The organism is Streptomyces sp. NPDC001415 (assembly GCF_053597395.1).
Genome location: NZ_JBSFIE010000006.1, coordinates 242825 through 269229, shown reverse-complemented (window position 1 = coordinate 269229; position 26405 = coordinate 242825). Strand labels below are relative to the sequence as shown.

At 71.0% G+C, this 26405-nt stretch carries 27 protein-coding genes; 19 read left to right on the top strand and 8 right to left on the bottom strand.

From position 1 onward, the window contains the following. Window positions 1–24 precede the first annotated feature (24 nt). From ACWC2B_RS10800 to ACWC2B_RS10790, 3 genes are all read left to right on the top strand, one after another. A complete protein-coding gene (locus tag ACWC2B_RS10800) occupies window positions 25–1068 on the top strand; it encodes an ABC transporter permease (protein ID WP_450716127.1) in 1044 nt (347 codons plus the stop codon). After that, window positions 1065–1760, top strand: coding sequence for an ABC transporter ATP-binding protein (locus ACWC2B_RS10795; RefSeq protein ID WP_450716126.1), 696 nt, complete (start codon window positions 1065–1067; stop codon window positions 1758–1760). Before ACWC2B_RS10800 ends, ACWC2B_RS10795 begins: the two co-directional genes overlap by 4 nt. A gap of 163 nt (window positions 1761–1923) precedes the next feature. Beyond that, the gene (locus ACWC2B_RS10790; RefSeq protein ID WP_450716125.1) at window positions 1924–3573 is read left to right on the top strand and encodes an alkaline phosphatase family protein; all 1650 of its coding nucleotides are present in this window, start codon (window positions 1924–1926) and stop codon (window positions 3571–3573) included. Window positions 3574–3620: 47 nt separating this feature from the next. Here ACWC2B_RS10790 and ACWC2B_RS10785 read toward each other — a convergent pair whose 3' ends face one another. Next, on the bottom strand, window positions 3621–4424 hold the full coding sequence (locus tag ACWC2B_RS10785) for an IclR family transcriptional regulator (protein ID WP_450716124.1): 804 nt from the start codon (window positions 4422–4424) through the stop codon (window positions 3621–3623). A 335-nt stretch (window positions 4425–4759) separates the two neighbouring features. Between ACWC2B_RS10785 and allB the strand changes: the two genes are divergently transcribed. Together allB and alc are read left to right on the top strand one after the other, a co-directional pair. Beyond that, window positions 4760–6097 carry an allantoinase AllB gene (allB, locus tag ACWC2B_RS10780; protein ID WP_450716123.1) on the top strand — a complete coding sequence of 446 codons (1338 nt, stop codon included), beginning with the start codon at window positions 4760–4762 and terminating at the stop codon, window positions 6095–6097. Window positions 6098–6110: 13 nt separating this feature from the next. Further along, window positions 6111–7232, top strand: a complete 1122-nt coding sequence (gene alc / locus ACWC2B_RS10775; protein WP_450716221.1) for an allantoicase — start codon at window positions 6111–6113, stop codon at window positions 7230–7232. 124 nt (window positions 7233–7356) lie between these two features. Here alc and ACWC2B_RS10770 read toward each other — a convergent pair whose 3' ends face one another. Then, window positions 7357–8097 (bottom strand): SDR family NAD(P)-dependent oxidoreductase, encoded by a 741-nt coding sequence (locus tag ACWC2B_RS10770; protein ID WP_450716122.1) that lies wholly within the window; start codon window positions 8095–8097, stop codon window positions 7357–7359. A gap of 222 nt (window positions 8098–8319) precedes the next feature. Between ACWC2B_RS10770 and ACWC2B_RS10765 the strand changes: the two genes are divergently transcribed. Further along, window positions 8320–9135, top strand: coding sequence for an AIM24 family protein (locus ACWC2B_RS10765; protein WP_450716121.1), 816 nt, complete (start codon window positions 8320–8322; stop codon window positions 9133–9135). A 229-nt stretch (window positions 9136–9364) separates the two neighbouring features. Further along, complete coding sequence (locus tag ACWC2B_RS10760) at window positions 9365–10279, top strand: DMT family transporter (protein ID WP_450716220.1); 915 nt, start codon at window positions 9365–9367, stop codon at window positions 10277–10279. On the opposite strand, the gene ACWC2B_RS10755 is transcribed toward ACWC2B_RS10760, so the two are convergent. Next, window positions 10280–10486 (bottom strand): hypothetical protein, encoded by a 207-nt coding sequence (locus ACWC2B_RS10755; RefSeq protein ID WP_450716120.1) that lies wholly within the window; start codon window positions 10484–10486, stop codon window positions 10280–10282. Window positions 10487–10632: 146 nt separating this feature from the next. On the opposite strand from ACWC2B_RS10755, the gene ACWC2B_RS10750 reads away from it, so the two are divergent. The 3 genes from ACWC2B_RS10750 (at window position 10633) to ACWC2B_RS10740 (ending at window position 13798) form a co-directional block, all read left to right on the top strand. Then, window positions 10633–11856: a sensor histidine kinase gene (locus tag ACWC2B_RS10750; RefSeq protein ID WP_450716119.1), complete on the top strand. Its 1224-nt coding sequence runs from the start codon at window positions 10633–10635 to the stop codon at window positions 11854–11856. After that, window positions 11853–12530 (top strand): response regulator transcription factor, encoded by a 678-nt coding sequence (locus ACWC2B_RS10745; RefSeq protein WP_450716118.1) that lies wholly within the window; start codon window positions 11853–11855, stop codon window positions 12528–12530. The genes ACWC2B_RS10750 and ACWC2B_RS10745 overlap by 4 nt, the downstream gene beginning before the upstream one ends. Before the next feature lie 80 nt (window positions 12531–12610). Then, on the top strand, window positions 12611–13798 hold the full coding sequence (locus ACWC2B_RS10740; protein ID WP_450716117.1) for a cytochrome P450 family protein: 1188 nt from the start codon (window positions 12611–12613) through the stop codon (window positions 13796–13798). A gap of 21 nt (window positions 13799–13819) precedes the next feature. Here the strand turns inward: ACWC2B_RS10740 and ACWC2B_RS10735 are convergent, their stop codons facing one another. Then, complete coding sequence (locus tag ACWC2B_RS10735) at window positions 13820–14593, bottom strand: hypothetical protein (protein ID WP_450716116.1); 774 nt, start codon at window positions 14591–14593, stop codon at window positions 13820–13822. Between the two features lie 90 nt (window positions 14594–14683). Here ACWC2B_RS10735 and ACWC2B_RS10730 point away from each other — a divergent pair, with 90 nt between their 5' ends. After that, complete coding sequence (locus ACWC2B_RS10730) at window positions 14684–15139, top strand: PaaI family thioesterase (RefSeq protein ID WP_450716115.1); 456 nt, start codon at window positions 14684–14686, stop codon at window positions 15137–15139. Between the two features lie 60 nt (window positions 15140–15199). Here the strand turns inward: ACWC2B_RS10730 and ACWC2B_RS10725 are convergent, their stop codons facing one another. Beyond that, window positions 15200–16201 (bottom strand): Gfo/Idh/MocA family protein, encoded by a 1002-nt coding sequence (locus ACWC2B_RS10725; RefSeq protein ID WP_450716114.1) that lies wholly within the window; start codon window positions 16199–16201, stop codon window positions 15200–15202. A gap of 125 nt (window positions 16202–16326) precedes the next feature. Between ACWC2B_RS10725 and ACWC2B_RS10720 the strand changes: the two genes are divergently transcribed. The 8 genes from ACWC2B_RS10720 to ACWC2B_RS10685 all read left to right on the top strand — a co-directional run bounded on the left by ACWC2B_RS10720 (window position 16327) and on the right by ACWC2B_RS10685 (window position 23475). Continuing rightward, entirely contained in the window at window positions 16327–17076 is a 750-nt protein-coding gene (locus ACWC2B_RS10720; protein WP_450716219.1) for a GntR family transcriptional regulator, read from the top strand. A 124-nt stretch (window positions 17077–17200) separates the two neighbouring features. After that, complete coding sequence (locus ACWC2B_RS10715) at window positions 17201–18205, top strand: substrate-binding domain-containing protein (RefSeq protein ID WP_450716113.1); 1005 nt, start codon at window positions 17201–17203, stop codon at window positions 18203–18205. Between the two features lie 98 nt (window positions 18206–18303). Continuing rightward, window positions 18304–19317, top strand: coding sequence for a sugar ABC transporter substrate-binding protein (locus tag ACWC2B_RS10710; protein WP_450716112.1), 1014 nt, complete (start codon window positions 18304–18306; stop codon window positions 19315–19317). Then, window positions 19314–20351, top strand: coding sequence for an ABC transporter permease (locus tag ACWC2B_RS10705; protein WP_450716111.1), 1038 nt, complete (start codon window positions 19314–19316; stop codon window positions 20349–20351). Before ACWC2B_RS10710 ends, ACWC2B_RS10705 begins: the two co-directional genes overlap by 4 nt. Then, window positions 20348–21190, top strand: a complete 843-nt coding sequence (locus ACWC2B_RS10700) for an ATP-binding cassette domain-containing protein (protein WP_450716110.1) — start codon at window positions 20348–20350, stop codon at window positions 21188–21190. Before ACWC2B_RS10705 ends, ACWC2B_RS10700 begins: the two co-directional genes overlap by 4 nt. Before the next feature lie 75 nt (window positions 21191–21265). After that, window positions 21266–22435: an ROK family glucokinase gene (locus ACWC2B_RS10695; RefSeq protein ID WP_450716109.1), complete on the top strand. Its 1170-nt coding sequence runs from the start codon at window positions 21266–21268 to the stop codon at window positions 22433–22435. Beyond that, the gene (locus ACWC2B_RS10690) at window positions 22435–23022 is read left to right on the top strand and encodes a hypothetical protein (protein WP_450716108.1); all 588 of its coding nucleotides are present in this window, start codon (window positions 22435–22437) and stop codon (window positions 23020–23022) included. The genes ACWC2B_RS10695 and ACWC2B_RS10690 overlap by 1 nt, the downstream gene beginning before the upstream one ends. Window positions 23023–23190: 168 nt before the next feature. Further along, a complete protein-coding gene (locus tag ACWC2B_RS10685) occupies window positions 23191–23475 on the top strand; it encodes a hypothetical protein (RefSeq protein ID WP_450716107.1) in 285 nt (94 codons plus the stop codon). Between the two features lie 164 nt (window positions 23476–23639). On the opposite strand, the gene ACWC2B_RS10680 is transcribed toward ACWC2B_RS10685, so the two are convergent. The 3 genes from ACWC2B_RS10680 to ACWC2B_RS10670 all read right to left on the bottom strand — a co-directional run bounded on the left by ACWC2B_RS10680 (window position 23640) and on the right by ACWC2B_RS10670 (window position 26384). Then, window positions 23640–24227: a hypothetical protein gene (locus ACWC2B_RS10680; RefSeq protein ID WP_450716106.1), complete on the bottom strand. Its 588-nt coding sequence runs from the start codon at window positions 24225–24227 to the stop codon at window positions 23640–23642. Window positions 24228–24301: 74 nt separating this feature from the next. Continuing rightward, complete coding sequence (locus ACWC2B_RS10675) at window positions 24302–25417, bottom strand: NucA/NucB deoxyribonuclease domain-containing protein (RefSeq protein ID WP_450716105.1); 1116 nt, start codon at window positions 25415–25417, stop codon at window positions 24302–24304. A 394-nt stretch (window positions 25418–25811) separates the two neighbouring features. Continuing rightward, complete coding sequence (locus ACWC2B_RS10670) at window positions 25812–26384, bottom strand: EF-hand domain-containing protein (RefSeq protein WP_450716104.1); 573 nt, start codon at window positions 26382–26384, stop codon at window positions 25812–25814. Window positions 26385–26405 lie beyond the last annotated feature (21 nt).

Here is a 26405-nt window from a genome sequence, read left to right as displayed (position 1 = left end):
GGCCGGGCCGGAAGGCTTGGCCCCATGTTCGTCGCATGGAGAGACCTCCGGTTCGCCAAGGGCCGGTTCGCACTGATGGGTACCGTCGTGGTGCTGATCACCTTGCTGGTGGGGCTGCTTTCCGGGCTGACCGCCGGCCTTGCCAGGGACAACACCTCGGCCGTCAGCGCCCTGCCCGCCGACCGGCTCGCCTTCGCCGCGCCGCCCTCCGGACAGTCGGTGTCCTTCACCAACTCCGTTGTTCCGAGCGGCATTTGGCACAAGTGGCGGCAGGCGCCCGGGGTGAAGAAGGCCCAGCCGATCGGCGTCTCGACGCTGAACGCGAAGGCGGGGGAGCGCACGGCCGCGGTGTCGTCGTTCGCGGTGCCGCCCGGCTCGGACCTGGCCCCGGCCGCGGTACGCGCCGGATCCGTCGTCCTCTCCCGGGGCGCGGCCAAGGACCTGGACGCGAAGGCGGGCGACACCGTGACGCTGGGCGGCAAGGCACTGACCGTGTCGGCGGTGGCGGGCGAGGACTCCTACAGCCACACCCCCGTCGCCTGGACGGCGCTCGCCGACGACGCGCCCGCCACCGTCGTCGCGCTCACCCTCGACGGCGGCGCGGACCTCGCGGCCACCGACAAGGAGCTCGCCACGAAGAGCCTGACGCTGTCCGACGCGCTCTCGGCGCTGCCCTCGTACCAGGCCGAGAACGGCTCGCTCCAGCTGATGCGCGGCTTCCTCTTCGTCATCTCGGCGCTGGTCGTCGGCGCCTTCTTCACCGTGTGGACGATCCAGCGCAGCGGCGACATCGCCGTACTGAAGGCGCTCGGGGCCTCGACGCCCTACCTCCTCAAGGACGCGCTCGGCCAGGCGGTCGTGATGTTGACGGTCGGCACGCTCGTCGGCACCGGGCTCGCCTCGCTCGCCGGGGGGCTCGTGGGCGGTGCCGTGCCGTTCGTGCTCGATCCCACCACGACGCTCGGTCCTGCCGCCGTCCTGATCGTCCTCGGCGTGATCGGCGCCGCCCTGTCCATCCGGCGCATCACCGCCGTCGACCCGCTGACCGCGCTCGGGAGTGCCCGATGACTGCCTCGACCCTGCTTCTCGACGACATCACGCTGACCTACCCCGACGGCGAAGGCCGCCTCACCGCCCTGGACGCGGTCTCGCTGTCGGTCGACGCCGGTACGGTGACGGCCTGCGTCGGCCCGTCCGGATCCGGCAAGTCCAGCCTGCTCGCGGTCGCCGCGACTCTGGTCACCCCGGACAGCGGACGCGTCGTCGTGGCCGGGGCCGACACCGGCGCGCTCGGGCCCGCCGAGAAGGCGGCGCTCCGTCGCGACTCCATCGGCATCGTCTTCCAGCAGCCCAACCTGCTGCCCTCGCTCACGGCCGCCGAGCAGCTCCAGGTGATGGCCCATCTCGCGGGCCGACGTCCCCGCGAGGTACGGGCCCGCGCCCTGGAACTCCTGGCCGCCGTCGGCCTCACCGACCAGGCCCACCGCCGTCCGCACCAGCTCTCCGGCGGCCAGCGCCAGCGCGTCAATATCGCCCGCGCCCTCATGAACGAGCCCGCCGTGCTCCTGGTGGACGAGCCCACCAGCGCCCTCGACCACGAGCGGGGCGCCGCGATACTCGACCTCCTGCTCACCCTCACCCGCGACCGGGGCACAGCCACCGTCCTGGTCACCCACGACCGCGCCCACCTGGAGCGGATGGACGCCGTGGTGACCATGGCCGACGGGCGCCTGAGCGCGGCGCGGGCGGTGGCCGGCTGACCGCACGGGATCCGCGTCGGCACAACATTGGCCGGCGCATGGGCTGCTCCATACCGCCCGTGCGCCGGAGGTTCACCTCCCCGGCCACGGCGGTACACAGGGCGCCGCTACTCATGAGCGCGCACCCCCCAAACCCCGGTTCCACCAACGTCAGGGGATACCTGTGAACCGCCCGCTCCTCCGGCTGGCCGCCACGTTCGGCGCCGCCGGCGCGCTCGCCGGAACGGCCGTGCCGCACGCCGATGCCAACCCGGCCCGCCAGCACCGAGCCGCCGCCCAGCACGTCCTGCTCGTCTCCGTGGACGGACTGCACCAGGCCGACCTGGACCGGTACACCGCCGAGCACCCGCAGTCCGCGCTGGCCCGGCTCGCGCACGGCGGCGTGCAGTACACGCACGCGAGCACCACCACGCCCTCGGACTCGTTCCCCGGCATGACCGCGCAGGTCACCGGCGGCGGACCGGGCACCACCGGGGTCTACTACGACGACTCCTACGACCGCGCCCTGCTCCCGGCCGGCACCACCGACTGCAACAACGCCAAGGCGGGCGCCGAGGTCGACCTCACCGAGGACCTCGACAAGGACAAGTCGGCCCTGGACGCGGGCCAGGGCCTGACCGGACTGCCCGGCAGCATCCTGAGCATGACGGGCCACCCCGCCATCCTGCTCAATCCGGCCGCGCTGCCCGTCGATCCGAAGACCTGCAAGCCGGTCGCCCCGCACTCCTACCTGCGCGTCAACACCGTCTTCGACGTGGCCCGCCGGGCCGGGCTGCGCACCGCCTGGTCGGACAAGCACGCCGCGTACGACATCCTCAACGGGCCTTCCGGGAACGGCATCCAGGACCTCTTCACGCCCGAGATCAACTCCGCCGCCACCGGCTACCCCAAGGGCACCGACTGGACCAAGGACAACAAAGCCACGCAGCAGTACGACGACTACAAGGTCCAGGCCGTCCGCAACGAGATCGACGGCTACGACCACAGCCGCAGCCACCGCACGGGCACCCCGGCCGTCCTCGGCCTGAACTTCCAGTCCGTGTCGACCGCGCAGAAGCTGCCCGCCTCCGACGGCCTCAAGGGCGGCTACGCGGCCAAGGGCGTGCCCGGGCCGCTGGTCGAGAAGAGCATCGGATTCGTCGACTCCGAGCTCGGCTCGCTGGTCGCCGAGCTCAAGGCCCGCCACCTCGACACGAGCACGACGATCGTGCTGTCCGCCAAGCACGGCCAGTCGCCGACCGACCCGGCCGCGCTGACCCGTATAGACGACGCCCCGCTGCTCGCGGGCCTCGACGCGGCCTGGAAGAAGGCCCACCCGGGCGCGGGCAACCTCGTCGCGCACTCCGCGGACGACGACGGCGTGATGCTGTGGCTCACCGACCGCTCCCAGGCTGCCGCCGACTTCGCCAAGGCCTATCTGCTGGCCCAGCACGGCACGGGCACCGATGTCGACGCCAAGCCGAAGGCCTTCACGGCGAGCGGCCTGACCAAGGCGTACGCGGGCAGCGAAGCGGCCCGCTACTTCGGCGTGCCGACCGGCGACGCCCGGGTTCCCGACGTTCTCGGCGTCGCCCAGTACGGCGTCGTCTACACCGGCGGCATCAAGAAGATCGCCGAGCACGGCGGCGCCAGCGCCGACGACCTCGACGTCCCGCTGATCGTCTCCGGCGCGGGCACCCCGGCCGGGGTGCGCGAGGAGAGCCGCGTCCACACCACGCAGATCGCGCCCACCATCCTGGCCCTGCTCGGCCTGGACCCGCGGGACCTGCAAGCCGTACGGCGTGAGCACACCCGCGTGCTGCCCGTGCGCTGAAACGCCGGTGGGTCCCTGTCGATCGACAGGGACCCACCGGGGGTGGCTCAGGTCTGCGCGCCCGTGTTCGCCAGCGCCGTCGAGAGCTCCTGGGCGATGCCCTGGAGGATCGGGACGATCCGGTCCGTGGCCGCCTCGGTGACGCGGCCCGCCGGCCCCGAGATCGAAATGGCCGCCGCGGTGGGGGAGTTGGGCACCGACACCGCGAGGCAGCGCACCCCTATCTCCTGCTCGTTGTCGTCCACCGCGTACCCGGCGCGCCGCACCTGCTCAAGGGCGTCGAGGAAACCGTCCGCCGTGGTGATCGTCTTCTCCGTCGCGGCGGGCATGCCGGTGCGGGCGAGCAGCGCGCGGACCTCGTCCGGCGGCGTGTGCGCGAGCAGCGCCTTGCCCACGCCCGTGGAGTGCGGAAGGACGCGGCGGCCGACCTCGGTGAACATCCGCATCGAATGCTTGGAGGGCACCTGCGCCACGTACACGATCTCGTCGCCGTCGAGCAGCGCCATGTTCGCGGTCTCGCCGGTCTCCTCGACCAGGCGGGTCAGATACGGGCGCGCCCAGGTGCCGAGCAGGCGCGACGCCGATTCGCCGAGGCGGATCAGGCGCGGGCCGAGCGCGTAGCGCCGGTTGGCCTGCTGGCGGACGTAGCCGCAGGCCACGAGCGTGCGCATCAGCCGGTGAATCGTCGGAAGGGGGAGGCCGCTGCTCGCGGAGAGCTCGCTGAGGCCGACCTCGCCCCCGGCGTCGGCCATCCGCTCAAGGAGGTCGAAGGCGCGCTCAAGAGACTGGACTCCTCCGCTGGCGGCAGGGGTCTTGGAGGCGTCGGTGGTGCTGGCGCTTGACGTCGGCACGGCGCGTTCCTTTCGGTACTGGCAGGCGAAGGAGCAGACTATCGGGCGGTTGTCCGTCCTGCCCTGGACAGGTCAGGTGTCCTTGCCGGTCAGAGCGGGTTTGTCCGTTCGTTCGCGGCGCCCCGTGGCGGTACCTACATTCTGCTTGGCGAAATTCTAATTCCATTCTGTGGAAACCTCCAAGACTTGCGTCCGTGTCGGCGGTCACTCGTCGGCCACTCTTGACGGCTTCGTCGGCAGCGGCGCAAACTCCTTCAACAGATCGTTGAATTCCGGTGTACGGAAGAACCGGTGCACCGAAAAATCCGCTGGAAGTCTGGAAGTGAGGGGCTCGGGTGTCCGACGTCAACCTGGTACTGCGCTCGACGCGCGTCATCACCCCCGAGGGGACGCGCCCGGCGACGGTCGCCGTCGCCGACGGGAAGATCGCGGACGTACTGCCGTACGAGGCCGAGGTGCCGGCCGGCGCGCGCCTGGAGGACTTCGGTGACGACGTGCTGCTGCCCGGCATCGTCGACACCCATGTGCATGTGAACGACCCCGGCCGCACCGAGTGGGAGGGCTTCTGGACGGCCACCCGCGCGGCCGCCGCCGGAGGCATCACCACCCTCGTCGACATGCCGCTCAACTCGCTGCCGCCGACCACCACGGTCGGGAACCTGCGGATCAAGCAGGAGGTCGCCGCGAGCAAGGCGCACATCGACACCGGCTTCTGGGGCGGCGCGCTGCCCGACAACGTCAAGGACCTCAAGCCCCTGCACGAGGCCGGCGTCTTCGGCTTCAAGGCGTTCCTGTCGCCGTCGGGCGTCGAGGAGTTCCCCGAGCTGAACCAGGAGCAGCTGGAGCGCTCGCTCGCCGAGATCGCCGGGTTCGACGGCCTGATGATCATCCACGCCGAGGACCCGCACGAGCTGGACGCCGCCCCGCACCTGACAGGACCCAAGTACGCCGACTACCTGGCCACCCGCCCGCGCGTCTCGGAGAACACCGCGATCGAGGGCCTGATCGCGGCCGCCAAGCGCGTCGGCGCCCGCGTCCACGTCCTGCACCTGTCCTCATCGGACGCGCTGCCCGTGATCGCCGCCGCCAAGCGCGAGGGCGTCAAGCTCACCGTCGAGACCTGCCCGCACTACCTCACGCTCACCGCCGAGGAAGTCCCGGACGGGGCGAGCGAGTTCAAGTGCTGCCCGCCGATCCGCGAGGCCGCCAACCAGGACCTGCTGTGGGACGCGCTGGCCGACGGCACCATCGACTGTATCGTCACCGACCACTCGCCCTCCACCGCCGACCTCAAGACCGCCGACTTCGCCACCGCCTGGGGCGGCATCTCCGGCCTCCAGCTCAGCCTCCCCGCGGTCTGGACCGAGGCCCGCAAGCGTGGTTACACCTTGGAGGACGTGGTCCGCTGGATGTCGACCGCGACCGCGAACCTGGTCGGACTGACCCAGAAGGGCGCCATCGAGGCCGGCCGCGACGCCGACTTCGCGGTGCTCGCCCCCGACGAGACCTTCACCGTGGACCCGGCCGAACTCCAGCACCGCAACCGCGTCACCGCCTACGCCGGCAAGACGCTGCACGGTGTCGTCAAGTCGACCTGGCTGCGCGGCGAGCGCATCCAGCACGACGGCGTCATCGCCGAGCCCACCGGCCGCCTGCTCGAAAGGAACAACTGACACCGTGAGCACCCTGCATTCCTCTTCTGTGGCCTCCTTCACCGGCGACGCCAGCCCCTTCGGCGGCGGCGACCCGTACGCCGATTACCGCACCGCGGACTTCGGCTTCACCCAGTACGCCGACCTCGCCGACCGGCGCCTCGGCGCGGGCGTGATCGCCGCCAACGACGAGTTCTTCGCCGAGCGCGAGAATCTCCTCAAGCCCGAGGCCGCCGAGTTCGACCCCGAGCACTTCGGGCACAAGGGCAAGATCATGGACGGCTGGGAGACCCGGCGCCGCCGCGGAATCTCGGCCGCGCAGCCGCACCCCACCGACGAGGACCACGACTGGGCGCTCATCCGCCTCGGCGCGCCCGGCGTGATCCGCGGCATCGTCGTCGACACCGCCCACTTCCGCGGCAACTACCCGCAGGCCGTCTCCGTCGAGGCCACCTCCGTGGCGGGATCCCCCTCGCCCGAGGAACTGCTCGCCCCCGACGTGAAGTGGGTAACTCTCGTACCCCGTACGGCAGTTGGCGGACACGCGGCCAACGGCTTCGCGGTGGACGTCGAGCAGCGCTTCACGCACCTGCGCCTCAACCAGCACCCCGACGGCGGCGTGGCCCGCCTGCGCGTATACGGCGAGGTCGCCCCCGACCCGCGCTGGCTGGCCACCCTCGGCACCTTCGACCTCGCGGCGCTCGAAAACGGCGGCCAGGTCGAGGACGCCTCCGACCGCTTCTACTCGCCCGCCACCAACACCATCCAGCCGGGCCGCTCCCGCAAGATGGACGACGGCTGGGAGACCCGGCGCCGCCGCGACAAGGGCAACGACTGGATCCGCTACCAGCTGGCGGCCCAGTCGGAGATCCGCGCGATCGAGATCGACACGGCGTACCTGAAGGGCAACTCGGCGGGCTGGGCGGCGCTTTCGGTGCGCGACGGCGCGTCGGGCGAGTGGGCCGAGGTGCTGCCCCGCACGCGCCTTCAGCCCGACACCAACCACCGCTTCGTCCTGGACGCCCCCGCCGTGGCCACCCACGTGCGGATCGACATCTTCCCCGACGGCGGCATCTCGCGCCTGCGCCTCTTCGGCTCCCTGACGGCCGAGGGCTCGGCGCGGCTCACCGCCCGCCACCAGGAACTGGGCGGCTGAGCCCGCCCGTTCCCCCAAGAGCAGGGCGGCACGACACCCGCCCGCTGACGCGAGGCACCCCGACCCGACAGCACCGGGGTGCCTCGCGTTCTTGTGCGTACGAGCACCGCCGCCGCGTACCCGCTTAGGCCGCGTAGCCGCCGTCCACCGAGAGCTCCGTGCCCGTCACATACACCGCGTCGTCACCCGCGAGGTACGCCACCATCGAGGCGACCTCGTCGGCCGTCCCGTACCGCCCGAGCGAGGTCATCGCGGCCTGGTGCGCCGCGGACGGGCCGTCCGCCGGGTTCATGTCGGTGTCGATGGGACCCGGGTGGACGAGCGTCGCGTTGATCCCGCGCCCCCCGAGCTCCCGGGCCAGCGCCTTGGTGAGCCCGGTGAGCGCGGCCTTGCTCGTCGCGTACAGCGTCCCGCCGGGCCCGGGCACCAGCTGGGTCATGCACGAGCCGATCGTGATGATCCTGCCGCCGCGCGGCAGCCGGGCCGCCGCGGCCTGGGAGGCGAGGAAGACCCCGCGTACGTTCACCGCGAGCACCCGGTCGACATCGGCCAGGCCGAGCTGGTCGAGCGGGGCGAGCACGCCCACGCCCGCGTTGTTGACCAGGATGTCGAGGCCGCCGAAGGCCTCGGCCGCCCGCTCGACCGCGGCGGCCGCATCCGCGGCGTCCCCGAGATCCGCGCGGAGCGCGAGCCCGCGCCGGCCCATCGCCTCGATCTTCGCGACGACCGCGCGGGCCGCCTCCTCGCCCTGGATGTACGTGACGGCGACATCGGCCCCCTGCTCGGCGAGCCGCAGCGCGACGGCGGCCCCGATGCCCCGGCTGCCACCCGTGACCAGGGCCTTCTTGCCGTTGAGCGAGTTCATGGTGAGGTCCTTTTCTACGAACTTCTTCGAGGTTCATCGAGGTCGGATCGAGGATCTTCGAGGTTTCCTCGGTCCGGCTTTGCTTGCGGGTTCAAGCAAAGCCGTCACGAGGCCCCCGCGCTGGCGGCCTTCGGACACCGAGTCCCAGGTAGCGGAACCTGGACCTCCGTGTCGTACGTTGACCACCGGCAACACCACCCCGCACGCCTCAGGAGACCGGCCGTGACCCTTCAGCAAGAGATCGTCGGCAACGCCATGCAGATGGCCGTCGTGAACCTCACTCCAGGCCAGACCGTCTACTGCGAGGCCGGGAAGTTCCTCTTCAAGACCGCCAACGTGTCCATGGAGACCCGTCTTTCCGGACCCGACCGGGGCGGCCGCGACCAGGCGGGCCAGGGCGGCGGAGGCATGGGCGGCATGCTGCGCCAGGCCATGGGCACCGCGATGCAGGTCGGTCAGCGCGCACTCGCCGGCGAATCGCTCGCCTTCCAGTACTTCACCTCCACGAGCGGCGAAGGCACGGTCGGCTTCGCGGGCGTGCTGCCCGGCGAGATGCGCGCCCTCGAACTCACCGGAAACCGCGCCTGGTTCGCCGAGAAGGACGCCTTCGTGGCCGCCGAGTCCACCGTCGACTTCGGCATCGCCTTCCAGGGCGGCCGCACCGGAATGAGCGGCGGCGAGGGCTTCATCCTGGAGAAGTTCACCGGCACCGGCACCGTGATCATCTGCGGCGCGGGCAACTTCATCGACCTCAACCCGGCCGACTTCGGCGGCCGCATCGAGGTCGACACCGGCTGCATCGTCGCGTTCGAGGAAGGCATCGAGTACGGGGTGCAGCGCATCGGCGGCCTCAACCGCCAGGGTCTGATGAACGCCGTCTTCGGCGGCGAGGGCCTCTCGCTCGCCACCCTGGAGGGCAACGGCCGCGTCATCCTCCAGTCCCTCACGATCGAAGGCTTGGCCAACGCCCTCAAGAAGGCCCAGGGCGGCGACAAGCAGGGCCCCACGGGCGGCCTCTTCTCCACCCACGCGGGGTGAGCCGCGGCGCGGGGCGATGAGAGCCTGTGTCTGAGTTCCGCAGGAGCGCGGGGTCGCACCTCCTCGCATCGTGCGGGGGCGCACCTCTTCGCCTCGTCACGGGAGTTTCGGCCTCCCCGCCCAGTGCGCGAAACGGCCCTTCCCGGGCCGGTCACCTACGGGTACGGTGATCGTTCCCGTGCGAGCCGCCGACGTCTCCACACCCCCGCACCGTCTGGAGACCGGGCCCGTGTCGTCGATCGCCGTACCCTCCGCGGGCCTCGCCCCGCGCCGCGCCTGGCTCACCGACCTGCCGGTCCTCCTGGTGGCCGTCGTCTGGGGCGCCAGCTACCTCGCCGCCAAGGACATCACCACCGCGCACACCGTGACCGCCGTCCTGGTGCTGCGCTTCGGGCTCGTGATGCCGGTCCTGGTGGCCGCCGGATGGCGCGGCCTTCGCGCACTGACCGCCGCCCAGTGGCGAGGCGCGGGCGTGCTCGGCCTCGTCCTCAGCGGGATCTTCCTCCTGGAGACGTACGGCGTCGTGCACACCTCGGCCACCAACGCCGGGCTCATCATCAGCCTCACCATGATCTTCACCCCGCTCGCCGAGGCCGCCGTCACGCGGGTTCGCCCGCCGCGCGCCTTCCTCGCGGCGGCCGCGCTCTCGGTGGCGGGCGTCGTCCTGCTGACCCAGGGCGGCGGCTTCACCGCGCCCTCGACGGGCGACCTCCTGATGCTGCTCGCCGCCCTCGCCCGTACCGCGCACGTCCTGTTCATGGCCCGCGTCAAGGCGGTCCAGGACGCCGACTCGCTGTCGTTGACCACCGTCCAACTGGGCGGCTCCGTAGCGGTGTTCGCGGTCCTGGCAGCCCTGCCCGGCACGGGGGACGCGCCCTGGACGGTGGCCTCCGCCTTCGGCGTCCGCGAGTGGACCGGTCTGCTGTTCCTGTCCGTGTTCTGCACCCTGTTCGCGTTCTTCGTGCAGATGTGGGCGGTCCGCCGTACCTCCCCGTCCCGGGTCAGCCTGCTGCTCGGCACCGAACCGCTCTGGGCCGCGGCCGCCGGCATCGCGCTCGGGGGTGAACGCCTGGGCGCACTCGGCCTGTTGGGCGGAATCCTGGTCCTCGCGGGCACCAGCTGGGGGCGCCGGGCCGCGGCCTGACTACTTCTTCACGGCCCGCTCCGACGCGATGAGCACCGCCACGCCCGCCACCGCCAGCACAACGCTGGCGAACACCTCGTGGCCCTCAAGCGCATCGGGGCGGTGCACCAGCGTCCACAGGCTGAACCACCCGGTCCACTCGTGCACGAGCCCGCCGACGCCCTGGAGCAGCAGCAGGAACCCGGCGACCTCCAGAAACTTCCTCATGCCCCGAGCCTGCGCCGACCGGCCGCACCTCCGCGTCGGCCGTCGGGACACCGCCCCCGCGTCCAAAGTCTTCGGCCGTACGACTTTGGTAGCGTCCCGCGCCCGCATCGCGCCGCCCTGCCCCCGAGCTGCGTAACTTTGTCGACATGACACGAGCCGGACCAGAGTTCCGCTGGCTGCTGCCCTCGGCGGTGGCCGACCCCGAGCTGCCCGGCGACCGGGCCCGGCCGCGGCGCACCGTACGCGACTGGGTCGTCGACATCTGCGCCTTCCTCGCCGCCGCCCTCATCGGCATGCTCACGGCCGACTCCCTCGGCAAGATGCCCGGCAACTCCGAGACCGTCCTGCTCGTCGACCAGCTCGTGGGGGCCGCGGCCTGCTGCGCGGTGTGGCTGCGGCGGCGCCGGCCGGTGGGGCTCGCGGCGGTGCTCGCCGTGGTGTCGGTCGTCGCGCCGGTCGCCTCGGGCGGATTCCTGGTCGCCCTGTTCAGCCTCGCCGTGCACCGGCCGTTCAAGCCCGCCGTGCTGGTGGTGGGCACCCTCGCCGTGGCGAGCTCGCTGCTCCAGCCCGTGGTCCGCCCCGACCCGACCACCAGCTTCCTCGCCAACGCCGTCGTGGGAACCGTGCTGATCCTGCTGGTCACCGGTTGGGGCATGCTCGTACGCTCCCGGCGCCAGCTCGTCCTCGCGCTGCGCGAACGGGCCGCCCGCGCCGAGGCCGAGGCGGCGCTGCGGGCCGAGAACGCGCAGCGGCTCGCCCGCGAGGCCATCGCCCGCGAGATGCACGACGTGCTCGCCCACCGGCTCACCCTGCTCTCCGTGCACGCCGGTGCCCTCGAATTCCGGCCCGACGCGCCGCCCGCCCAGGTCGCCCGGGCCGCCGGAGTCATCCGGGACAGCGCACACGAGGCGCTCCAGGACCTGCGGCAGATCATCGGGGTGCTGCGCAGCCCCGGCGAGGGCGCCGACGACCGGCCCCAGCCGACGCTCGCCACCCTCGACGCGCTCGTCGCCGAATCCCGCGAGGCCGGCATGAAGGTCGCCCTCGACAGCCGCATCCCGGACACCGAGGGCGTCCCCGCCGCCACCGGGCGCAACGCCTACCGCATCGCCCAGGAAGCCCTCACCAACGCCCGCAAACACGCGCCCGGCGCCGAGGTCACCGTCACCGTGACCGGACGCCCCGGCGACGGACTCACCGTCGAGGTCCGCAACCCCGCGCCCCCGGGGCCCGTACCCGAAGTGCCCGGATCGGGGCAGGGGCTCATCGGACTCACCGAACGCGCCACCCTGGCCGGCGGCCGGCTCCACCACGGGCGCGGGCCCGACGGCTCCTTCTCGGTCGTGGCCTGGCTACCGTGGCCCTCATGACCATCCGCCTGCTCATCGTCGACGACGACCCCCTGGTCCGCGCCGGACTCACCTTCATGCTCGGCGGCGCCGAGGACATCGAGATCGTCGGCGAGGCGGCCGACGGCTCCGGGGTGGATCAACTGGCCCAGGAACTGCGCCCGGACGTCGTGCTCATGGACATCCGCATGCCCCACGTCGACGGCCTCACCGCCACCGAGACGCTCCGCGCCCGCCCCGACGCGCCCGAGGTGATCGTCCTGACCACCTTCCACGCCGACGAACAAGTACTGCGGGCGCTGCGGGCGGGAGCCGCCGGATTCGTCCTCAAGGACACCCCGCCCGTCGAGATCGTCGCCGCCGTACGCCAGGTCGCGAAGGGCGATCCCGTCCTGTCCCCGGCCGTCATGCGGCAGTTGATGACCCAGATGTCGTCCGCGACCCCCGGCGACCGGGCGGTCCGGGCCCGCGAGCGCATCGCGCTGCTCGCGGAACGCGAACGCGAGGTGGCCGTCGCCGTCGGCCGCGGCCACTCCAACGCCGAGATCTCCGCACGGCTGTATCTGAGCGTGCCCACCGTGAAGACCCACGTCTCCCGTGTCCTGGCCAAGCTCGACCTCAACAACCGCGTCCAGATCGCCCTGTTGGTGCACGACGCGGGCCTGCTCGACGATCCGGACCGCGACGTAGGCTGAGAGCCTGTGTCTGAACCCCGCCCGGTCCTGACGGAGTGTCAGCCACAGGCTCTGAGGCGAACCGAGCGGAGGGCGGGGCCATGACTGTCATCGACCTGGGGGAGCGCGGCGAGGAGTTCACCGCCGACCCCCATCCGGTCTACACCAAGCTGCGGGCCGAGGGCCCCGCCCATCTCGTGCGCATCCCCGAAGGCGGCGAAGTGTGGCTGATCGTCGGGCACGAGGAGGGGCGGACCGCGCTCGCCGACCCCCGCCTGTCCAAGGACTGGCGGGGCAACGGCGACTGGGAGTACGGCGCGCTGCCGGTCAGCGCCAACATGTTGGAGACCGACCCGCCGCAGCACACCCGGCTGCGCAAACTGGTGGCGCGGGAGTTCACCCCGCGCCGCATCGACGAGCTCCGGCCGCTCGTCCAGGAGATCACCGACGGTCTGCTCGACACCATGCTGGCCGCGCCCGGCCGCACCGCCGACCTGGTCGACTCGCTCGCCTTCCCGCTTCCCATGACGGTGATCTGCGAGCTCCTCGGGGTGTCCGACCTCGACCAGGAGGCCTTCCGGGCGCTGTCCAACGCGGCCGTCGCGCCCGCCGTGGACGAGGGCAAGAACACGGCCGTGCGCGAGATGGGCGAGTACCTCATCGAGCTGATCGAGGACAAGCGCTCCTCCCGCCCCGGCGACGACCTGCTGAGCGCCCTGATCCGGGCGCGTGACGAGGACGGCGACCAGCTGTCCCCGGACGAGCTCATCGGCATGGCCTTCCTGCTGCTCGTCGCGGGCCACGAGACGACCGTCAACCTGATCTCCAACGGCGTACGCACCTTGCTCGGCCACCCCGACCAACTGGCCGCGCTGCGCGGTGACTTCGACGGGCTCATCGACGGCGCCATCGAGGAGATCCTGCGTTACGAGGGCCCGGTCGAGACCGCCACGTACCGCTTCGCCAAGGAGCCCGTGCTGGTCGGTGACGCCCTCATCCCGGCGGGCGCCCCCGTCCTGATCTCTCTCGCTTCGGCCGGCCGCGACCCGCTCCGCCACGCCGACCCGGACCGTTTCGACATCCGCCGCACCCCGCAGAGCCACCTCGCCTTCGGCCACGGCATCCACTTCTGCCTCGGCGCGCCGCTCGCCCGAATGGAGGGCCGGATCGCGGTCCGGGGCCTCCTGGAACGCGCCCCCGACCTCCAACTGGCAGCGGACACAGGTCAGTTGGAGTGGCTGCCGGGCATGCTGATCCGGGGCGTGCGTCACCTGCCGGTGCGCTGGTGACGCACAGGGCGCACGAGTGACTCACGCCTTGCGCGCGGCCGCCGCCCGCTTGCGGTGCTCGCCGCGCAGCACGAGCGAGGGCCACTCGTCCCCGTACGCCCCGCAGGCGCAGACCGACCACAGCGACCACTGCTGCGGCACCGAGTAGTACGGCACGAGCACCCTGGCCGTCCGCAGCCGCGACAGCCTCACCGGGACGAGCGCGGGCAGGACGTCAGGCGCCTGGCCGGCCAGGATCGCCCGGCGGCAGGACGGGCAGGCCGGGCGCCGGTCGGCCGCCGCCTCGCGCGGCCCGGTGCGGCGCCTTGCCTCCTTGCGGTGCTGTTTGCGGACGGGGGAGTGGGTGCCCTCGGCCGCCGTGTGCAGCGGGTTGTAGAAACAGCGCTGGGCGGCCTTGGGGACGGGCTGTCCGGCCGCTCGCGCGTGGACCGCCGCGAACCGTTCGAGCGCGCGGTCGGCGAGGACCGCCGCGGCCGCGAGGTCGGGCAGATCGGCCGCCTCGTCGAGCAGCTTGCCCGCGGCCTGGAACGCGTCGAAGGCCCAGGCGCAGTCGCCCTCGGCCCGCGGATCGGACCTGAACCGCGTTCCCAACGGGCCCGGCGACAGAGGCAGTTCGGCCGTCCGCAGCACGTCCCCCACGGCCGTCACCCGCGCCGACACCAGCCGGTCGAGCCGCTCGCGGGCCGTCGCCCACTCGTCGAGAACCAGCTGCTGCTGCTCCTTCGACAGCTCCCGCGACGGCTGCGCGGGCACGGCGGGACGCAGCCGCTCCATGAACCACCAACGCCTCAGCACCCTTGCCTCCCTCGCTCCGACCAGGTTAGAAGCCCCTTAAGCTACTGGAGAGTTAGGGTGTGCCCGATCGTTCGACGAGAGGTGCACAGCATGGGGGAGCTCGATCTCGAATCGGCCCGCGGGACGCTGGCGAGCCAGCCGTTCAGCCGCCTTCTCGACGCGCGGATCACCGCGTTCGGAGACGGCGGCGCAGTCCTGGAGCTGGACATCCGCGAGGAACTCCACCAGCAGAACGGCTTCCTGCACGGCGGAGTCCTGGCCTACGCCGCCGACAACGCCCTCACCTTCGCGGCCGGCACCGCCCTCGGGCCCGCCGTCCTCACCAGCGGCTTCTCCATCCAGTACGTACGCCCCGCGACAGGACGCACCCTGATCGCCCGCGCCACGGTGGTGCACGGCGGCCGCCGCCAGGCCACCGTCCGCTGCGACCTGTTCACCCTGGACGCGGACGGCGCGGAAAAGCTCTGCGCGGTCGCGCAGGGCACCGTACTGTCCGCGGCGTCGGCCGCATCCGCCGTATCGGCCGCATCCGTCGAGACGTCCTGAAGGGACACGCACCGACCAGCGATGCGCGGGGGTCGGAGGCGCTGCCGGTCAGGTGGTGGCTCACCCGGCCGGGATCTCCGACACCCGCACCACCCGCCGCTCCCTGCGCGACACCTCGCAGGCCTCCGCGATGCGCAATGCGTACAGCGCGTCGCGGCCGTCGCAGGGGTTCGGCGCCTCGCCGCGTACGAGCCGGACGAAGGCGTCCAGTTCGGCCTCGTACGCGGGGGCGAAGCGTTCGAGGAAGCCGGGCCACGGCTTGTCGGGGCGGCCGGGGCCGTGCGGTTCGGCCGAGGTCAGCGGGGTGCGGTCGTCCAGGCCGACCGCGAACTGGTCGCGTTCTCCAGCCAGTTCGAGCCGTACGTCGTACCCCGCGCCGTTGCAGCGGGCGGCGGTCGCCGTCGCCAGGGTGCCGTCGTCCAGGGTGAGGACGACCGCCGCCGTGTCGACGTCACCGGCCGCGCGGAACATCGCGGGCCCCGCGTCCGAACCCATCGCGTACACCTCGGTGACCTCGCGGCCCGTCACCCAGCGCACGATGTCGAAGTCGTGGACCAGGCAGTCGCGGTAGAGCCCGCCGGACAGCGGAAGGTAGGCGGCGGGCGGCGGCGCCGGGTCGGAGGTGACGGCTCGTACGGTGTGCAGTCGGCCGAGCCGCCCCGAGCGCACGAGGTCCCGGGCGTTCCGGTAGCCCGCGTCGAAGCGGCGCATGAAGCCGAGCTGGAGCTCGGTGCCCGCCGCCTCGACCGCACGGAGGGCTTCGAGGGTGCCCGGCACGTCCAGGGCGACGGGTTTCTCGCAGAAGGCGGGCAGCCCGGCGCGGGCGGCGGCCGCGATGAGCCCGGCGTGCGCCGAGGTCGCCGAGGCGATCACCACGGCGTCGACCCCGGTGAACGCCTCCGTCACCGTGGCCGCGGCCGTCGCGCCGGTCAGCGCGGCGACCTCCCCGGCCCGCGCGGCGTCGGCGTCGGCGACCACCAGGTGCTCGACCTGCGGATGCCGGGCGAGGACACCCGCGTGGAAAGAGCCGATCCGTCCCGTTCCGATCAGTCCGATACGCATGGGCACACCGTGGCCGCGGCGGGTCATCCTGTCAAGAGTTTGTCCTGACAATCGAACTTCACGACTTCCCGTCAACATCCCCGGCGCATTACGCTCGCTCCGTGCCCAAGCAGCCCAGACCAGCGATGGACTTCCCGAAGCCGCTCCAGCTCAGCGTGGACCGCACCAGCCCGGTCCCGCTCTACTTCCAGCTCTCGCAGCAGCTGGAGGCGGCCATCGAGAAGGGCACCCTCACGCCCGGCAGCCTCCTAGGCAACGAGATCGACCTGGCGGGCCGGCTGGGCCTGTCCCGCCCCACGGTCCGCCAGGCCATCCAGGCCCTGGTCGACAAGGGCCTGCTGGTGCGCCGCCGGGGCGTCGGCACCCAGGTAGTGCACAGCCAGGTCAAGCGCCCGCTCGAACTGAGCAGCCTGTACGACGACCTGGAGGCGGCCGGGCAGAAGCCCGCCACCACCGTCCTTCGCAACACCTTCGAGCCGGCCACCGCTGAAGTCGCCGCCGCGCTCGGCGTGCCCGAGGGCAGCGACGTACACCTGGTGGAGCGGCTGCGGTACGCGCACGGCGAGCCCATGGCGCGGCTGCGCAACCACCTGCCGGCCGGGCTGCTCCCCCTGGACACCGAGTACCTGGAGGGCACCGGCCTGTACCGGCTGATGCGGGGCGCGGGCATCACGCTGCACAGCGCGCGCCAGACGGTGGGGGCGCGGGCGGCCACCGCGCAGGAGGCCGACCTGCTCACCGAGGCCGAGGGCGCGCCGCTGCTCACCATGCAGCGCACCACCTTCGACGACACCGGCCGGGCGGTCGAGTTCGGCTCGCACATCTACCGGGCCTCGCGCTACTCCTTCGAGTTCCAGCTGCTCGTACGTCCGTGAGAGGCGCGGGCGGTCCCGGAACGCTCTTGAGTAAGAATGTTCGGACAAAGTATTGACGGTGTCGCGGAACCGCCGCTAGAACTCACGTGCCGCAACCGGGCGGCCGGGACAGAAGGCGGAACCCATGCGCACACCCCGCACGGCAACCACGGCGGCCGTGGCCGTCGCCGCACTGGCGCTCGCGCTCGGCGGCTGCAGCAGCTCGGGGGGCAAGAGCTCCGAGGACAAGGGCTCCGGATCGCCGAGCGGTGGCAAGGGCGTGAACACTCCCCGCCTCAAGATCGCGATGGTGACCCATTCCGGCGAGGGCGACACCTTCTGGGACATCGTCCAGAGCGGCGCGAAACAGGCCGCCGCCAAGGACAACGTCGACTTCCTGTACTCGGCGAGCAAGGAGGGCCAACAGCAGGCGCAGCTGGTGCAGGCGGCCATCGACCAGAAGGTGGACGGCATCGTCGTGACGCTCGCCAAGCCCGAGGCCGTCAAGGACGTCATCAAGAAGGCCGTCGCCGCGGGGATACCCGTCGTCACGATCAACTCCGGCGCCGACTTCTCCAAGGAGGTCGGCGCGCTCGGGCACATCGGCCAGGACGAGGGCGTGGCCGGCGAGGCGGTCGGCGACGAGCTCGACAAGCGGGGCAGGAAGAAGGCCCTCTGCGTCATCCACGAACAGGGCAACGTCTCCCTGGAGCAGCGCTGCGCGGGAGTGAAGAAGACCTTCCAGGGCAGCGTCGAGAACCTGAACGTGGACGGCACCAACACGCCCGCCTCCACCTCGTCCATCGAGGCCAAGCTCCAGTCGGCCAAGGACATCGACTCGGTCGTCACGCTCGGCGCGCCGATGGCGGCCGCCGCGGCCAAGGCGAAGGGCGACGCGAACAGCTCAGCCGAGATCGACACCTTCGACCTGAACGCGGCCGTGATCAAGCAGTTCAAGGCCAAGGAGATCGGCTTCGCCGTCGACCAGCAGCCCTACCTCCAGGGCTATCTCGCGATCGACGAACTGTGGCTGAACAAGACCAACGGGGATGTGATCGGCGGTGGCAGGCCGGTCCTGACCGGACCCGCGATCGTCACCGAGAAGGACGTGCCGACGCTGGAGAAGTACACCGCCCGCGGTACCCGATGATCGCCCGGCGACCCGGCGTGACCCATACTTGGGCGGCCGGGGCAGGGCTGAACCAGCCCCGGTGGCACCCGGTGGTACAGCAAGAAGGGCACGGCGTCGTGGCAAGGGTTCGGACAGGGGTACGCGTCATGGGCGCGGTGCTGGCAGCGGTGCTCGGAGCCTCCTTGGCGGGGTGCAGCAGCACCGGCGGCAAGCGCGCCGAGGACGCGCGCAAGTCCGCGCAGGCCCAGGGCAGGGCCGCGGTGAACACGCCCCGCTGGAAGATCGCGATGGTCACCCACTCGGGCGACGGCGACACGTTCTGGGACATCGTCCAGAGCGGCGCCAAGCAGGCCGCCGTCAAGGACAACATCGACTTCCTCTACTCGCACAGCGACCAGGGCCAGCAGCAGGCCCAGTTCGTGCAGGCCGCCATCGACCAGAAGGTCGACGGCATCGTGGTCACGCTCGCGAAGCCCGACGCGCTCAAGGACGTCGTCGCCAAGGCCGAGAAGGCCGGCATCCCGGTGATCACCGTGAACTCGGGCTCGGAGAAGTCCAAGGAGTTCGGGGCGCTCACCCACATCGGTCAGGACGAGACCATCGCCGGCGAGGCCGTCGGCGACGAGCTCAGCAAGCGGGGCAGGAAGAAGGCGCTGTGCGTCCTGCACGAGCAGGGCAACGTCGGCCACGAGCAGCGCTGCGCGGGCACCAAGAAGACGTTCAAGGGTGACGTCCAGAACCTCTACGTCACCGGCACCAGCATGCCCGACGTGCAGTCCTCCATCGAGGCCAAGCTCCAGGCCGACCCGTCCATCGACGCCGTGGTCACCCTCGGCGCGCCCTTCGCGGACACGGCCGTCAAGGCCAAGCAGTCGGCCGGCAGCTCCGCCGAGATCGACACCTTCGACCTCAACGCCAAGGTGGCCACGTCCCTGGAGGCCGGCACGCTCGGCTTCGCCGTCGACCAGCAGCCCTACCTCCAGGGGTACGAGGCGGTGGACCTGCTCTGGCTCTACAAGTACAACGCCGACGTCCTCGGCGGCGGCCTCCCGGTCCTGACCGGACCCCAGATCATCACCAAGGACCAGGCCGCCAAGCTGGAGGAGTACACGAAGAGGGGGACGCGATGAGCGCGACAGACATCGCCGAGGACGAACGGCTGCTCCGCCGCTCGGTCTGGCGCAAGATCCTCGGCCGTCCCGAACTCGGCTCGGTGGTCGGCGCCGGAGCCGTCTTCCTCTTCTTCTCGGTCGTCGCCGGAAGCTTCCTGCAGCCCTCCAGCCTGTCGACCGTCCTGTATGCGGCCTCGACCATCGGCATCATGGCGGTGCCGGTCGCGCTGCTCATGATCGGCGGCGAGTTCGACCTGTCGGCCGGTGTCCTGGTGACGACGTCGGCTCTCGTCTCCTCGATGTTCAGCTACCAGATGACGGCCAACATCTGGGTGGGAGTGGGGGTTTCCCTCCTGGTCACCCTCGCCATCGGCGCGTTCAACGGCTTCATGCTGACCCGCACCAAGCTCCCGAGCTTCATCATCACGCTCGGCACGTTCCTGATGCTGACCGGCCTCAACCTCGGCTTCACCAAGCTGATCAGCGGCACGGTCTCGACGAAGTCCGTCGCCGACATGGAGGGCTTCGAATCCGCGAAGAAGCTCTTCGCCTCCCAGCTGACCATCGGCTCCGTCGACCTGAAGGTCACCATCCTGTGGTGGTTCGCGCTGGTCGCGGTCGCCACCTGGATCCTGCTGCGGACCCGCTTCGGCAACTGGATCTTCGCGGTCGGCGGCGAGGCGGACGCGGCCCGCGCGGTCGGCGTACCGGTCTTCAAGACGAAGATCGGCCTCTACATGGGCGTCGCCTTCGCGGCCTGGGTCTCCGGCCAGCACCTGCTGTTCTCGTTCGACGTGGTGCAGTCCGGTGAGGGCGTCGGCAACGAGCTGATCTACATCATCGCGGCCGTCATCGGCGGCTGCCTGATCACCGGCGGCTACGGCTCGGCGATCGGCTCGGCCGTCGGCGCGTTCATCTTCGGCATGACCAGCAAGGGCATCGTGTACGCGGAGTGGAACCCGGACTGGTTCAAGTTCTTCCTCGGAGCGATGCTCCTCCTCGCCACCCTGCTCAACGCGTGGGTGCGCAAGCGGGCGGAGGCGACAGCATGACGACCACCCAGGAAAAGACGGCCGGGCGGACGGCCCTCGTCGAGCTCGACGACGTCAGCAAGTACTACGGCAACATCCGCGCCCTCGAAGGGGTCTCCCTGGAGGTCCACCCCGGGGAGATCACCTGCGTACTGGGTGACAACGGAGCCGGCAAGTCCACCCTCATCAAGATCATCGCAGGCCTTCACCAGCACGACGCCGGCGGCTTCCGCATCGAGGGCGAGGACGTCGCGCTGAGCAACCCCCGCGAGGCCCTGGACCGTGGCATCGCCACCGTCTACCAGGACCTGGCCGTGGTCCCGCTGATGCCGGTCTGGCGCAACTTCTTCCTCGGCTCCGAGCCCACGAAGGGCAAGGGCCCCTTCAAGCGGCTCGACGTCGACAAGATGCGCGCCACCACCCGCGCGGAGCTGCTCCGCATGGGCATCGACCTGCGCGACGTCGACCAGCCGATCGGCACCCTGTCCGGCGGCGAGCGCCAGTGCGTCGCCATCGCGCGGGCGGTCTACTTCGGCGCCAAGGTCCTCGTCCTGGACGAGCCGACCGCGGCGCTGGGTGTGAAGCAGTCCGGCGTCGTCCTGAAGTACGTGGCGGCCGCCCGGGACGCCGGACTCGGCGTGGTTCTCATCACGCACAACCCGCACCACGCCTACCTCGTCGGGGATCGTTTCGTGCTCCTCAAGCGCGGCACGATGACCGGCAGCCACCTGCGCTCCGACATCACCCTGGACGAGCTCACCCGCCAGATGGCGGGCGGCAGCGAGCTCGAAGAGCTCAGCCACGAACTCCAGCGGGCCCCCGCCCCCGGCCACCTCGGCGGGCCGTCCGACGAGGAGTGAGCCGGCCGCCCCGGGCCACCGGGGCGGCCCCCGGCGCAGGGTCCGCCTCCCCCAGGGGTGGCAGAATCGGCCCCGATGACCACGTACCGCGACTTCGCCCTAGCCCACCGGGGTTCCGCCCGGGCCACCGTGCTGCGCACCGTAGGCACCCGGGAACGCCGCTCACACCTGACGGCCCCCCGGGTCCCCACCGTCGGCATCGACATCGGCGGCACGAAGGTGATGGCCGGCGTCGTGGACGCGGACGGGAACATCCTGGAGAAGCTCCGCACGGAGACCCCGGACAAGTCCAAGAGCCCCAAGGTCGTCGAGGACACCATCACCGAGCTGGTCCTCGACCTCTCCGACCGGCACGACGTGCACGCGGTCGGCATCGGCGCGGCCGGCTGGGTCGACGCCGACCGCTCCACCATCCTGTTCGCCCCGCACCTCGCCTGGCGCAACGAGCCGCTGCGCGACGCCCTCCAGGCCCGTCTCGCGGTGCCGGTCATGGTCGACAACGACGCCAACACGGCCGCCTGGGCCGAGTGGCGCTTCGGCGCCGGACGCGGCGAGGACCACCTGGTCATGATCACGCTGGGCACCGGCATCGGCGGCGCGATCCTGGAGGACGGTCAGGTCAAGCGCGGCAAGTACGGCGTGGCCGGCGAGTTCGGCCACATGCAGGTCGTGCCCGGCGGACACCGCTGCGCCTGCGGCAACCGGGGCTGCTGGGAGCAGTACAGCTCCGGGAACGCCCTGGTCCGCGAGGCCCGCGAGCTGGCCACGGCCGACTCCCCGGTGGCGTACAACATCATCGAGCGGGTCGGCGGGAACATCCCCGAGATCACCGGGCCGCTCATCACCGAGCTGGCCCGCGAGGGCGACGCCATGTGCGTCGAGCTGCTCCAGGACATCGGCCAGTGGCTCGGCGTCGGCATCGCCAACCTCGCCGCCGCGCTCGATCCCTCCTGCTTCGTCATCGGCGGGGGTGTCAGCGCCGCCGACGACCTCCTGATCGGGCCCGCCAGGGACGCCTTCAGGCGCCACCTCACCGGCCGCGGCTACCGCCCCGAGGCGAGGATCGCCAAGGCCCAACTGGGCCCCGAGGCGGGCATGGTCGGCGCCGCCGACCTCGCCCGCCTGGTGGCCCGCCGCTTCCGCCGGGCCAACCGCCGCCGCGTCGAGCGCTACGAGCGGTACGCCAAGGCCGCCGAAGCCGTCCGCAGGACGGGCACCAACCGCACCACCCAGGAATCCGACTGATGACACCGTCCGACCGCCCCGCGGTGCCGCGCCAGTCCCCGCCGCCGGACGAGAAGCCCCCCGAGACCCGCCAGCACATGATCCGGCGGCGCTGGATCACCGCGGTGATCATCGTGCTGCTCATCGGCGTGCCCGCCGGCTATCTGGCGATCTCCGCCGAGCAGAGCCGCACCAGCGGCCGCGACAAGGAGTCCGAGGCCTCGGCGCACGGCCTCCAGCACGACTGGCCCTCCAAGACCCAGCGGCGCATCTACGAAGTGCCGATCCCGGCGGACGCGGTCGGCGTCGACTACTACGAGGCGAACAACTGGAAGGTCAGCAAGCTGTACGTCAACTTCAGGACGAGCGCGGCCGGCCTCGCGGAGTTCATGAAGGAGACCGGCACCAGCACCGCCGCGCTCAAGCCCGGCGACGTGACGATCGCCCCCGAGGACGCCATGAAGGTCGGCTGGACCTTCCCCGCGGGCCACGACTGGGCGGGCACCACGCACGCCCAGAAGGACCCGCTGCCGACCCAGGACATCACCGTCGACGAGACCGACCCGGACAAGCCGGTCGTTTTCGTGGTATCCACGGCAACCCCCTGACCCCCAGGGGCCCGCGCCTACGCGTTACGACGTCAGCGTGCTTTCACAACAAGGATCACGAATTTCGGCGTGTCCTTGGGTTTTTTGACGGTATTTATTATTAATTTCGATGACTGTAAGGAGTCGATCTGCCACGGATCGTATCCACTTCACTCCATTGGAGATCACATGAACGAGCTTCGCAAGGCGGCCGTCCTGGTCGCCGCCCTCGGCAGCTTCGCGATGCTGGGCGCCGGCACGGCCCAGGCGCACGACGGCGGCAAGGGCGGCGACCAGTTCGCCATCGGCCAGAGCAGCAACTGCCGGTCCCACGACCTGAACGTCGACGTCCTCGGCCAGGTCGGCATCCTCAACGGCGTCCTCGGCAACGCGCTCAACGGCGAGGGCAACCCGGGTGCGCAGAACACCCACCTGGGTTCGAGCATGGGCTGCAACAACAGCGCCCTGGACTAAGCCGGGGCCGTGCGCGTGCCGGGCACTGTGACGGCGCGGGTACGCACGGTCTCGAATGAGCTCTATCGGGAGGGTGACGGGTCGCCCGTCACCCTCCCGGAGTGACGACGGCGGGCTCCGGGCGCAGCGTGAACCTCCTGGCGAAAACGAGTCATCTCCATGTCCTACCGCTGGGCTGCGGGGTGGTCGGGGCCGTAGCCGCTGGTTTTCTGGTCGTACCAGTCGGGGCGTTGACCGGTGGGCGCCGGGGCCGTCTCGCGCATGGTGGCGCCGTAGGCGCTGGTGGCTTTGTGGGTGACGGGGGCGGCGAGGGGCGCCGGCCAGAGCTGGAGCAGGTAGGTCTCGACGGGGTCGCCGTCCTCACGTACGTCGCCGTCGTCGCGGTTTTTTCCGTGGACCAGAAGGCGGTAGCTGCCGGGACCGGGCAGGGTCAACAGGGGCGCTTCGTCGGGGTTCTCCTCGCCGGGGCCGACGAAGACGCGGGCCGTGGTCCACGTGAAGGAGACTTCGGCGGCGTCCTGCCAGTCGTCCAGGTGGAGGGCGGGGGGCCCGTCCCAGAGTTCGGCGGTCACGTCGATGTCTCCGCCTTCGACGGCGCAGACGATCGAGGCATGGTCCTCGCGAGCGGCGACGAGTCCGTTGGCCGAGTGGTCGAGGGGGACGTCTTCGAAGGTGTCGAGGTCGATGAGGTCGAGGGTGCCGTAGGCGATGAAGAGGTGGGGGTCGAAGACGCGGTCGATGAGTGAGGCCATGGCTGGGCTCCTTACTGCGGAAGGGGGACAGCGTTTTCGCTGCCCCCCAGGGGTTTTACGCTACGCGGCCGGTGCTACGGGCACTGCACGAGCGGGCGCATCGCGGCATCGCTTCGGACGCTCGGGATGTTGGTGACGTTGACCCAGAACTTGTCGTTCTCCAGCAGCCGGTTGGCGTTGTACCAGGACTGCCGGGCACGGCCTTCGAGGCGGTTCTGCGCGGCGGGGACCATGTGGCAGGAGAAGTCAGGGTTGACGCTGGCGCCCTGGTGGGTGGAGGCGAAGGGGTATTCGTCGCAGCTCTTCCCGGGCGGGCGCGGGATCGAGGACGGGCAGGCGGTACGCCGGTTGGCGCGTATCAGGGCCTGGTCCATGGTGCGCGTCAGCGCGGGGCCGTGGCCTTTCCATCCCCAGTGGTTCTTCAGGTTGTGCTGGGCCCAGTCGATGTGCCAGGCGACCTGGTCGAAGGGGCCGGTGACGGAGATGTTGTAGCTGGGGGTGTAGTCGGGGTAGACGCATCCCCCGGCGGCGACCGGGCTCATGCGGGGGGTGTTGTCGCACCGCACGTTGAGTTTCGGGCCGAGGTCGATGCTGACCGGGGTGTAGGGGGCGGCCTCGTAGTTGAGGTGCGGGGCCTGGGCGTCGGTGTTGGTGACCGCTCCGGGGGAGTCGATGACGATGTCCCAGGTACGCGTCGTGCCCAGGGTGGTGATCTGCGGCGTGCCTCCGGTGGAGGTGCAGTGGCCGCAGGTTTCCGTGATGGTGGCGACGCCCAGTTCGGCGGCCGGGACGGTGGTGGACAGCAGCCGCAGGGTGACCTTGTCGGTCCAGCGATGCCGGTTGCGGGCGTCGAGCTGGACGTTCGAGGTCCATGCGAAGTTGGCGCTGCCCTGGTACTGGTGCTCGGGCTCGATGTAGAAGTCGACGCGGAGACCGCCGGAGGCGCACGAGCTGGTGCGATCCGTTCTGACCTGGCCGACGGTACAGGTCACGGCGGCGTCGGCGGCGACGTCCTGCGTCGTCAGCGGGGTGAGCTGGGCGGTGGCACTGTGTCGGGGCTGGGGTGTGGGCGTGGGTGTGGCGGCCTCTGCTGTGGCGGCTCCTGTGAATGCCGAGCTGACCGCGACGAGTGCGGCCAGCAGGATTCCCCCGCGTTTGATCATTTTCACCGTCAGAGTCCTCTCGTTCATGGTCCTTTCGTCCGGATGAGGCGGGACCATGGTTCTGGCGTGAAAATGGGGACGTCAACCGCGTGGTGCGCCGTGCGGGTTGTTTCAGTCATTGGGGCGGGTGTGTGCGCCGTTTCTGTGTGCTGGCCATGAGGCATCCATGCAGGTGAGGGGTGTGGGAATCGTTGTCCGTAACCTGCCTTCCGCATACCGGAAGGGGGTGGGTTTCAGCCTCTACGGCCGTCGTTTTCGGGATGAGTACACAGATCCGCCAATTCCACGGGCAGGCTCCGGGCGATAATGCGGGCCCGTACCGGGAATTGCTCGGGTATTTACGGGCCCGACTCCCACGGCCCGCGACTCTCACCGGCCCGACTCCCGCGTCGGCGAAATCCCGCGCCGGGCGCCGGTGCCGTCAGGCAGGCAGCGGACCGAGCAGCCAGCTGCCGGCGGAGTCGGGGGACTCGTCGAAGTAGTACGCACGGATGGCTGAGAGCAGGTCGTCGCGTTCGATCAGGCCGTCGCCATCGGCATCCAGGCGAACAGCAATCCTCCGGGCGTCGGTGGCGGGAAGGTTCATCAAAGCCCCCGTCCAGCGCACGTGTTCTTCGATGGTGAGCCGGCCGTCACCGTCGCTGTCGGAGATGTCCATGATCGCGTGCAGGAACGGCACGTACCCGGCGTCGAAGGACTCCGGGGTCTCCAGCAGTCCGGCGTGGAAGGCCGCCTTGTATTCGGCCTCGCTGATCCGCCCGTCGCCGTCGTGGTCGGCCACGGCCGCGAGGTGCTCCCACAGTCCCAGGCACAGCGACGTCAGCCGCTCACGGGCCGCCGAGCCGGGCTTCTGGTCGAACTCCTGGGCCATCGCCTCGGCTGCGGCCTTGAAGTCACCGCGCTCGATCACACCGTCCCCATCGAGGTCGTAGGTGCGAAAACGCCTGGCCAGCTTGCGATCCAGGAACACGCTGGGCGGTGTCGTCTCAGGCATCGCGGAACCCTTCGGTCGTCA